The organism is Intestinibacter sp. (assembly GCF_034113885.1).
Lineage (GTDB): Bacteria > Bacillota > Clostridia > Peptostreptococcales > Peptostreptococcaceae > Intestinibacter.
In genome coordinates, this window is the sequence record NZ_JAXEWM010000217.1 from 42,178 (window position 1) to 51,283 (window position 9,106).

The window sequence follows — 9,106 nt, forward strand, 5'->3', positions numbered from 1 at the left end:
TTGCCAATCTAAAAAAGAAGGTGATTAAATGCAAGACGGTTATTTAACAGTAAACGTTATCGATTCTACTACTAATGCTCCGATGGAGAACGTGACTATAAATATTTACGGACAAAATGAAGATGGCTCAGCCTCTTCTACTGTATATCAAAATTTAAAAACAGATAACTCCGGTCAAATAAGTAATCTTCCTCTATCAGCACCAGACTTAGCTTATTCCCTACAGCCATCAGACGTAAAGCCATATAAAGATTACATCGTAGAAGCGATAAAGGACGGATATGAAACCATTATAATAGACGGAACACAGCTTTTACCTGTTGTAAATGCGAGACAGTCGATTCCAATGCGACCAAGAGAAAGAAGTAGACTCTCTTATAAAAGACAAAACGAGATAATTTACGATATAGGTCCTCATACCTTGTGGGGCGATTATCCGCCTAAAATACCAGAAGACAGCTTAAAGCCAATTCCTGCACCAACTGGCTTTGTTGTTTTAGATAATCCTGTAGTACCAGAATTTATAGTCGTTCACGATGGATTGCCTGAGGATACATCTGCTGAAAATTTTTGGGTTCCATTTAAAACTTATATAAAAAACGTGGCATCTTCTGAAATATACTCAACGTGGCCAGAGCAAACTATTTTTGCCAATGTTATCGCAATTATTTCATTTACATTGAATAGAGTTTTTACTGAGTGGTATAGAAATAAAGGGTTTAATTTTACGATTACATCTACAACTAACTACGATCACAAATATATACACAATCGAAATATTTTCGATGAAATATCTGTTGTTGTAGACTCAGTATTCAATACCTTTATAAGAAGACCTCCTACCTCTAGACAGCCACTTTTAGCACAGTATTGTGATGGTGTCAGAGTTCAATGTCCTGATCAGATGACTCAGTGGGGAAGTAAGGACTTGGGAGATCAGGGATATAATTATGAGGATATTTTAAAATATTTTTACGGCGATAATATAGTATTTGCCAATGCTCAAATTGTATCTGGAGTTCCAGTTTCATATCCTGGCACTTCACTACAGGTCGGCTCAGAGGGCTCTTATGTTAGAACTATCCAAAATCAATTAAATGCTATCTCAAATTCATATCCTGCAGTGCCAAAGGTTGTCGAAGACGGAATTTTCGGCGAGCAAACAGCTGAAGCAGTTAGAACCTTCCAAAAAATATTTGGATTACCTCAGACTGGCGTTGTCGATTTTAAAACTTGGTATGAAATATCTAGGGTTTATGTGGCTGTTACTAAGATTGCCTCTTTAAATCCTTTAATTTAACATTAAAATAGATGTACCTTAACTAAAATTATTATATTAGCTAAGATACATCTATTTATTTTTCAATAATTTTATCTATACGATAATTTATTAGTTATTGGAGTACTAAAAATTGTATCTACATAGTTTGGACTCATAATATTTTCTACAACATCTCTACCTATCGAAAACTCAGGTATCCCAGCTACATATGGAGCAATATCATATAAATTAAAAAATACTACTATTTTATCATCCTCTAAATAAAATTTCTCAGCTTCTTTTATACCATTAAAGCTGTACAATTGCGTGCTATCTTCTGGCAAATTGTTTTTTACATTTAAATCTCTTATTTGCTTTCTTATTTCTTCATTTATTACCTCTTGATATTTTGAATTTTCTTTAAAAATATCCTTTAATATAAACACCTTTCCCGAAGTCAAATCTATATTATAAGGAACATACTCATAAATACCATGTGCGCCTCCGCTATAAATATAGTATTTAATAAGTATGCTAAAAACCTTATCTGTATTTTTTTTAACTTCAAAATCAGAGCTTATAGCAAATTGATTTTCTTGTTCTGGAAAATCATTGAAATAACTCTGTGCCTCTTTAAATGATTTGTTATAAAATTCAATTATATCTGACTCTATTTTTTTATTTATAGCACTTTGCATTTGTTTATTGCTTATTATCAATACTGGAATTTTTAGATTTGCTTCGATAAATTTATTGTCCTTGTTTATTACCTTTGTATCTACCGATGCATCTTTGATATTTAGTTCAAAAACTTCTCTGACCTGTGCAAAATTAAGTACAGATATCATTAAAATTCCTGTTATTAAAATTATGATTGCAGTTAATTTTTTCATAAAAAAACTCCTCCTCTAGTTATAGAGTTAGGAGTTTTTTCGATTTTATTCTTTAAAAATATTTTCAGCACTTATTTCCTTTTTATCTATTTTATTACTGTAAAATAAATCTGCTATACCTAATATAATTGATAGATATATGTTTATACCAAATACCGCACCCATTGAGCCGTATAGATATAATTTTACGAAGAAGTCGCCTGCAAATGATTTAAATAGCATATGGATTTCTCTTGGGTCCATTATTTCTACTTGTTCTGTAGTTATTTCTTTCAGCTTAAGCGCCTTCATAGCATCTACTGTGAATCCTATACCTGTAGTCAATAATGCATCTATAACATTTTTAACTATATATTCCTTAGTAGCTATATCTATAAACTTAAATTCACTTTCTATGCAATTAGAAACAATTTTATCTACTATATATTGGTTGTTTTCGTTGAAATCTAAATCTTTAAATAGTCTATCTAGAGCCTCCTCTAATCCTGAAACTAAAAGCTCTTGTCCTATTAGATCATTTGCCTTCATGCTTGCAATTTTATTGTCGTAAATATATTCAACTGATTGTAAAAGTAATTCTCTGCTCTTAGTGCTTTGATTAAGCTTATCTAATATAGATTTAACAGCTACTGATATTACATCGTCTACATCTAATATACTGTCTAGTTTTTGATCTAATACTTTGGCAGTTATATTGTCGCTTATATAAGTGTTCATAAAATTATTTATATTTTCTACATTATCACTGTAGTTAGTACTTATATTATTTATAACTAACACTACTTCTTGTTCAAATAAATTGTATACGCCTTCTAATGCTTCTATATTTGTGCCTTGAACTATATCAGATACTTTTACATTCTTAAATTCATCAATTGCTGATAATGTTATTTGATTTACATTATCGAATATAGCTTCGTTTTCTTTTACATCATCGACTAGTGCTTCTACAACTACACTCGTATTTATTTGTTCGCTGTCTAATCCTAAGTCACCCATAGTAGTAGGATATACTACAGAATTAGTACAAATAGATATTGTCTTTATTGTTGAATAAGTAGTTTCATTTAAAAAGCCTTCTAATTTTGTATCTATAATATTTTCAACTACAAGCCCCACTAAACGGTCTCCGTTGATGAAGTCATACGCCATTTTTATAAGGAAATTAAGCTGACCTTTAATTAAGCCTACAACTAAGCTGATTACTTGTTCTTTATTTTCTTGAACATAATCACATATTTTAGATAATAGCGCTGATGTAATAGAATATAGATTTTTATCTAATGTTACTTTTATCTTGCCACCGAAAATTTCAGCTATACTTTTATCCTCTGATAATTGGTTTTGTAAGAATTTATCTAGTGAATTTTCTAATACATTTGGTAGATTTTTAATTATATAGCTGTTTAAATTATTTTCAATTGCTGATTTAACCTTAGATATATTTTCATATCCTACAAGCTGGTCAATAGTCTTAACTGTGGCAGCTTTATAAATATCTTCTTTGCTTAAAATTAGAGCTCTCACTACTTCTTCTTTAAGCATTTTGTCTAATGTAGATTTTACACTATCATCTACTGATTTATTTATATCATCGTTTATAGATTCTACTAAAGCTTGAGGTAGTAAATCATTTAATTTTTGTTGCTTATCTATTTTAGTTTGTGCAAATTTTATAATCGCATCATCAAATCTGTCTAAGTTAGATAAAAAGCTTTGTGAAGCACTTAAAGCTCTTTCCTTTGTCAATACTCCACTCACTTCTATATTTTCTACTGTCTTAGATAAAGATTTTGCTATACTAGCTTTATTTTGAGTACATTTATCTATAATAAACTCATATAAAAATTTGCTTATCTTATCCTTCTTTTCACCTGCTATACCCACTAATACCTTAAAGTTATTATTAGATACCCAGTTAAATATAGTTTCTGAGAATTTATCCTTTTTAGAGTTAAATAAACTTTCTACTCTCTTGCCCTTTAAAAGCTCGTTGTCTATAAAATAAGCCATTCCGCTAGCAAATCCATCCTTGTGGGCTGGAATATATCCTTGGGCAAAAATTTTAAACACAGGTATCTTAGCTACAAATTCATTCTTCTTATATGGATGGAATATCATCCACAATGCTATTACATTTGTCAATATACCTACTAATCCCATAAGCACGCATGCCATTATGATATTTTGATATCCATTGTAGAATCCAAAGCTGTTGATTGTACCCTTTATAGCAAATGCAAATATCAATCCAGCTACAGTTCCCAGTAATGCACCGAAGTAAGATAATGGTTTAAGCTGTTTACCCATAAAGCTTTGTGCTATATCGCATATTTCATCTTCGTTCAGCTTGATTAAGTTATTGTAGATAATTCTTTTTACATTGTTGTCTACAACTTGTTCTACATTGTTCACCAAGCCCTTGTGTAGTTTTTCACTTAAAGATAAACCTAAGCCTTCTTTATCTTTAATCATGTCTAAGACATCGTCTATTTCTTTGTCCTTTAATTCATCGAATATGAATTGTTTTAAATCTGTGAATTTATTGCAAATTAACAGCATTAGCTTTTCTTTGTTGTTTAATATAATACTTTCAAAATCTACGCTATCTAGACAGTTAATAACTAGTTTTTCAATATACGACTTACATGCATTTTTGTTATTAACTATATATTTAGAGATTATTTTTGGCAATTTCTTAGATAGTAAAGTTATCTTATCCACAGAAATCATATCTTCTATTTTATTAGATAATATTTGTTTAACCTTATTATCCACAGCTCCATGTAGATATATATTTATCTTATCTTTATTTGATTTTATAAATTTATATATCCATGGTATAGCCTTTGATTTAAATAATGGCTCTAAATCTATTTTTACAAGCTCTGAAATTTGTCTTTCCTTGAAGCTTGAAATTATTTTTTCTATTAAGATATCTCCATTTACTTCAAATAAATCTATTAATTTATCACAAATGACTTCTTCACTTATATCTAGTTTATCCTCTAAGAATTTAACTATATCCCCAATATTTGTATCTTCTAAAAACTTCATTATAGCTAGGTATATCTTGTTGCTAGCTTCTGGAGTTAATTCGTAATTCATAACCATATCTGAAGCTCTATCTACAACCTTTAGAGTTTGAGATATTGAAGATAACATACCTGCGAATTTCTCGATCATTCCCTTTATAGATTCATCTTCAATTTTATCTACAGTTTCTCCAACTGCACTGTTTATTACAGTGTCTATTTTATCCTTATTTTCATATAGCCAATTAGATATATGAGGAGCTAGCTCTGGAATAATATCCTTGATATAGCTTACTATTGAATTTGCTAATTCCTCTGGAAGTATCTCGAATAAAGTCACATCCATATCTCTAGCTACTACTAATAATTCTGATATGATTTCTTTTAATCTATCCCTATTAGCATCGTCCTTTGCCAGAATCTTTATATGTTCAAATAATAGAGCATTTATATTTTTTAGCCCTTCTTCACCTAATATATCTAGTAAAGTCTTTTGACCTAAGTTTGTTTGTAGCTTAGATATAACTGATGTTAAATCTAGCAATTCATAAACCTTTTCTAATAATTCCATGCATTGTTGTTCATCGTCGATTATATCGTTTATAGAATTATTTAAGATATTTGAAATACCTTCATTCAAATTCACGCTAGCCTCATCGCTCAAAATTTCACCGAAAGTAATCTCCTTATTTTCATCGTATAAGCACGCTAAAAATTCCTCTAGCTTATTATCTGTCTCTAAAACATCTAAAATCAATTCAACTATATTAGTGCTGATATTATCTAATTGATCCTTTTGTAGTATATTTTTTATTTCTATTTTATTAGATAAATTATCTATTAATTTAGGTAATTCCTCTTGTAAATTTTGTTCAATAAAAGTAACACATTGCTCACCACTATTACTTATAGCTGGGATATGCTTAATTTTCACACCCTTAAATGCATCGTTCAATGAATTAGTCATAAAATCCACACATGCAGCATCTATAACACGTGCGAAGTCCTCGCTTTCTATAGATCCTCTCAAAGTCTGTGAGTTTATTATGTCCTTTTCAACTAATTCACTTACCTCTTCTATAAATTTCACCTTATTCTTTTTAACCGCACCACCGATTTTTAAAGGAGTGTACTCTTTGAAAATCATATTTACAGCATATTTATTAGTTATATATCCTGCTACAGCCCCTGAAAAACCTTGTGTAAATATAAAAAGAAGGTCTTGTATATTTACCATTTCTATCACCCATTCACTATAATTTATATATTTTTCCTTAAACAACTAGTATATACTAATTTTTGCTATTTCTCAATAATCGCACAATAAAACGCTTCGATTTTAAACCATACAAATTAATTTTACCTTCTTATTATGTACTTTATTTTAAATAATTAAAAGCCCTTCCAATAATTAAAATTGAAAGAGCTTTTTAAACTAAATAAGTCTATCCATAATTCGTTCAGCTATAAAGACTATCGCTGTAAATATAACTGCCATATATAATGGTATTGTTAAAATACTTTTACTTAGTATATGAGAAATTCCTATGAATATTAATAGTGCAGCCATTATCGCTACCCAAGTAACTATAAATCCCAAGATTTTATTATTCATTATAGATTTTTTCTCTGTGTTTTCATCTGAGTCAAACGAATTTCTACATATATATTTCACAATCGCTACTGAAGCAATTATAATAAGTAGCGCATTTAATATATCACCTGTAGATAGTGTAAATACAAAGTTTCTAGGTTCTATAACCATACACACTATTACTTGCTTTATCACATAAATAGCACCAATAATCCATATACACATAAGAGCTGTATTTATGCCTTCTAATATCTTTTGCTTCATTGTTTTTGGTGGCAATTCAGCTATTATATTGTCACAAATTTCTTTGCAATTTCCTCCAAATACGCTATTTATATTCTCTCCTCTTTCCTGTGCATCTAACACCATTTCGATTATATCAGCCCTTACCAATTCCTGTTCATATTCAGAAATATTAGATCCTCTCAAATAACAAATCATATCTGTAAGTACCTTATCATTTTCTTCATTTATCAACTCTTCACGTTCGTTATTTGCCTTCAAAATTTCCTTAGTCTTTTTATTCATTTCCAATTCCTCCCATCAATTTATTTACTGATGTAAAAAGATCTATCCAATTTTCTTTAAACTGCGCTAATTCCTGCTGACCTTTCTCAGTCAAAGTAAAATACTTTCTTTTTGGTCCGCTGCTAGATGCTTTCAATGTCGAGCTTACTAAATTATTTTTCTGAAGTCTCAGCATCAAAGGGTATATCGTTCCTTCTGAAACCTCACCTAGTCCGTACTCCGATAGCTTCTGTGAAATTTCATAGCCGTAAGTTTCTTGCTCGCTTATAATTTGTAAAATACATCCTTCTAAAACGCCTTTTAGCATTTGTGTCGTTATCATTTTTTGCCTCCTTATGCTACCTTGTTTTACAAGGTATATCTATATTGTATTGCAAGGTAGTAGGTTTTGCAACTGGATTTTATAAAAATTACCAAATATTTTTTTAAGAATTTATGATATATAGACTTGAAAATCTAAAAATTTTCATTATATTTAATCTATAATTTTTATTATTGATATAAACTCTTACATATACCATAGCAGTTATTTACCATATATAGTGATATCTCTAAAATTAAAACAATGAAATTGATTGATATTACTATAATATACGGATAAAATTATCTTATAGAGAGTTCAAATAGTATGGAGGGAAAATAGTTATGAATAACAAAGGATTATTAGGTTTAAAATTAATTGAAAAAAATGCAGATAAGGCGATTGATTTTTTAAATAAAGAATTATCTATGCCAAATATACCTACACCTACAATGGGTGGAGAGTTTTTTTGGAATGACTTAGCAGAATTTAAAGGTTGGAGACTTCAACAAAATATGCTTTCAAAACATGCAAGAATTTTAGATCCAAATAATGTTCGTAGAGCTTGGGGTACAGTAAATGGTATGTATGCAGCTTTAGATAGATTAGTAGAATCTATGGAAAATACTAGATATAAAAAATCTACTTCACCAGAAGATAGTCAGGCTGCGTCTGAAAGATTATTACGTTTAAAACAACTTGTTGATGCTGGAGCCATCACAAAAGAAGAATATGAAGAGAAAAAAGCAGAATTGATAGATTTTATTTAATGTAGGTTTAATAAAAAAAGACTTCATACAAAATCCGTCCCTTGTATGAAGCCTTTTTATATCTATGGTATTTTCAATGATTTTCTTCGATCTAATTACTATGCTGCTCTTAATACGTTAAATTGTCTAACAACTACATCATGTTCTTTGTATTCTGCTAAGAATGGTACTCTCATTTCTTTGCTTAACATTGCTACTACTAATGCTGGTACTAATGCTGCTACTATGTAAGCTGCTGCAGTTCCTAATGTTAAAGTTCCTACTACTAATGAGCTAGTCATGAATCCATAAGCTAATACGAATGCTACTACTGAATCTCTTAATACTAATCTCATTTGATATTTTCTAGCAACTTCTTCTTTTGAAAGTGATTTTTTGATTTCTAAGTCTACTTCTACTAAGTTTCTAACTATTTCACTTACTAAAGTGAAGAATCCAGCTGCTGCCATTGAAATTATGATTCCGTTTGTCATACCTGCTACTAAATTGCTGTATGTTACATAAGTAAAGCATACTGTAAATGATAATACTAAATCTCTAAACATTTTGTTATCCATATCGTTTCTAAATAATTTTTCCATATCCACTGCCTCCTGAAATTTTTAATTTATTTATTTTTCATTTTTTATTTTCTTGCCTTTTGTTAATTCAATTATATATCCTGAGCTATAAATCTTCTATAAGTATATTAACCCAAAATATCACAATATTAACATAATCTAAC

General features: G+C 29.6%; 7 protein-coding genes. 2 read left to right on the top strand and 5 right to left on the bottom strand.

Annotation, left to right across the window (positions count from 1 at the left end; translation table 11 throughout):
- Positions 1–28 precede the first annotated feature (28 nt).
- The gene (gene sleC / locus SPD90_RS13310) at positions 29–1,300 is read left to right on the top strand and encodes a spore cortex-lytic germination protein SleC (RefSeq protein WP_320925540.1); all 1,272 of its coding nucleotides are present in this window, start codon (positions 29–31) and stop codon (positions 1,298–1,300) included.
- A gap of 71 nt (positions 1,301–1,371) precedes the next feature.
- On the opposite strand, the gene SPD90_RS13315 is transcribed toward sleC, so the two are convergent.
- The 4 genes from SPD90_RS13315 to SPD90_RS13330 form a co-directional block, all read right to left on the bottom strand.
- Positions 1,372–2,154, bottom strand: a complete 783-nt coding sequence (locus SPD90_RS13315; protein WP_320624054.1) for a DUF3298 and DUF4163 domain-containing protein — start codon at positions 2,152–2,154, stop codon at positions 1,372–1,374.
- A gap of 45 nt (positions 2,155–2,199) precedes the next feature.
- Positions 2,200–6,426 (bottom strand): DUF445 family protein, encoded by a 4,227-nt coding sequence (locus SPD90_RS13320; RefSeq protein WP_320925541.1) that lies wholly within the window; start codon positions 6,424–6,426, stop codon positions 2,200–2,202.
- Between the two features lie 198 nt (positions 6,427–6,624).
- Positions 6,625–7,311 carry a hypothetical protein gene (locus SPD90_RS13325; protein WP_320925542.1) on the bottom strand — a complete coding sequence of 229 codons (687 nt, stop codon included), beginning with the start codon at positions 7,309–7,311 and terminating at the stop codon, positions 6,625–6,627.
- Positions 7,304–7,633, bottom strand: coding sequence for a PadR family transcriptional regulator (locus tag SPD90_RS13330; protein WP_320925543.1), 330 nt, complete (start codon positions 7,631–7,633; stop codon positions 7,304–7,306). Before SPD90_RS13330 ends, SPD90_RS13325 begins: the two co-directional genes overlap by 8 nt.
- Before the next feature lie 323 nt (positions 7,634–7,956).
- On the opposite strand from SPD90_RS13330, the gene SPD90_RS13335 reads away from it, so the two are divergent.
- Entirely contained in the window at positions 7,957–8,382 is a 426-nt protein-coding gene (locus tag SPD90_RS13335; RefSeq protein ID WP_320925544.1) for an SHOCT domain-containing protein, read from the top strand.
- A gap of 98 nt (positions 8,383–8,480) precedes the next feature.
- Here the strand turns inward: SPD90_RS13335 and SPD90_RS13340 are convergent, their stop codons facing one another.
- Positions 8,481–8,963, bottom strand: coding sequence for a hypothetical protein (locus SPD90_RS13340; protein ID WP_320925545.1), 483 nt, complete (start codon positions 8,961–8,963; stop codon positions 8,481–8,483).
- Positions 8,964–9,106 lie beyond the last annotated feature (143 nt).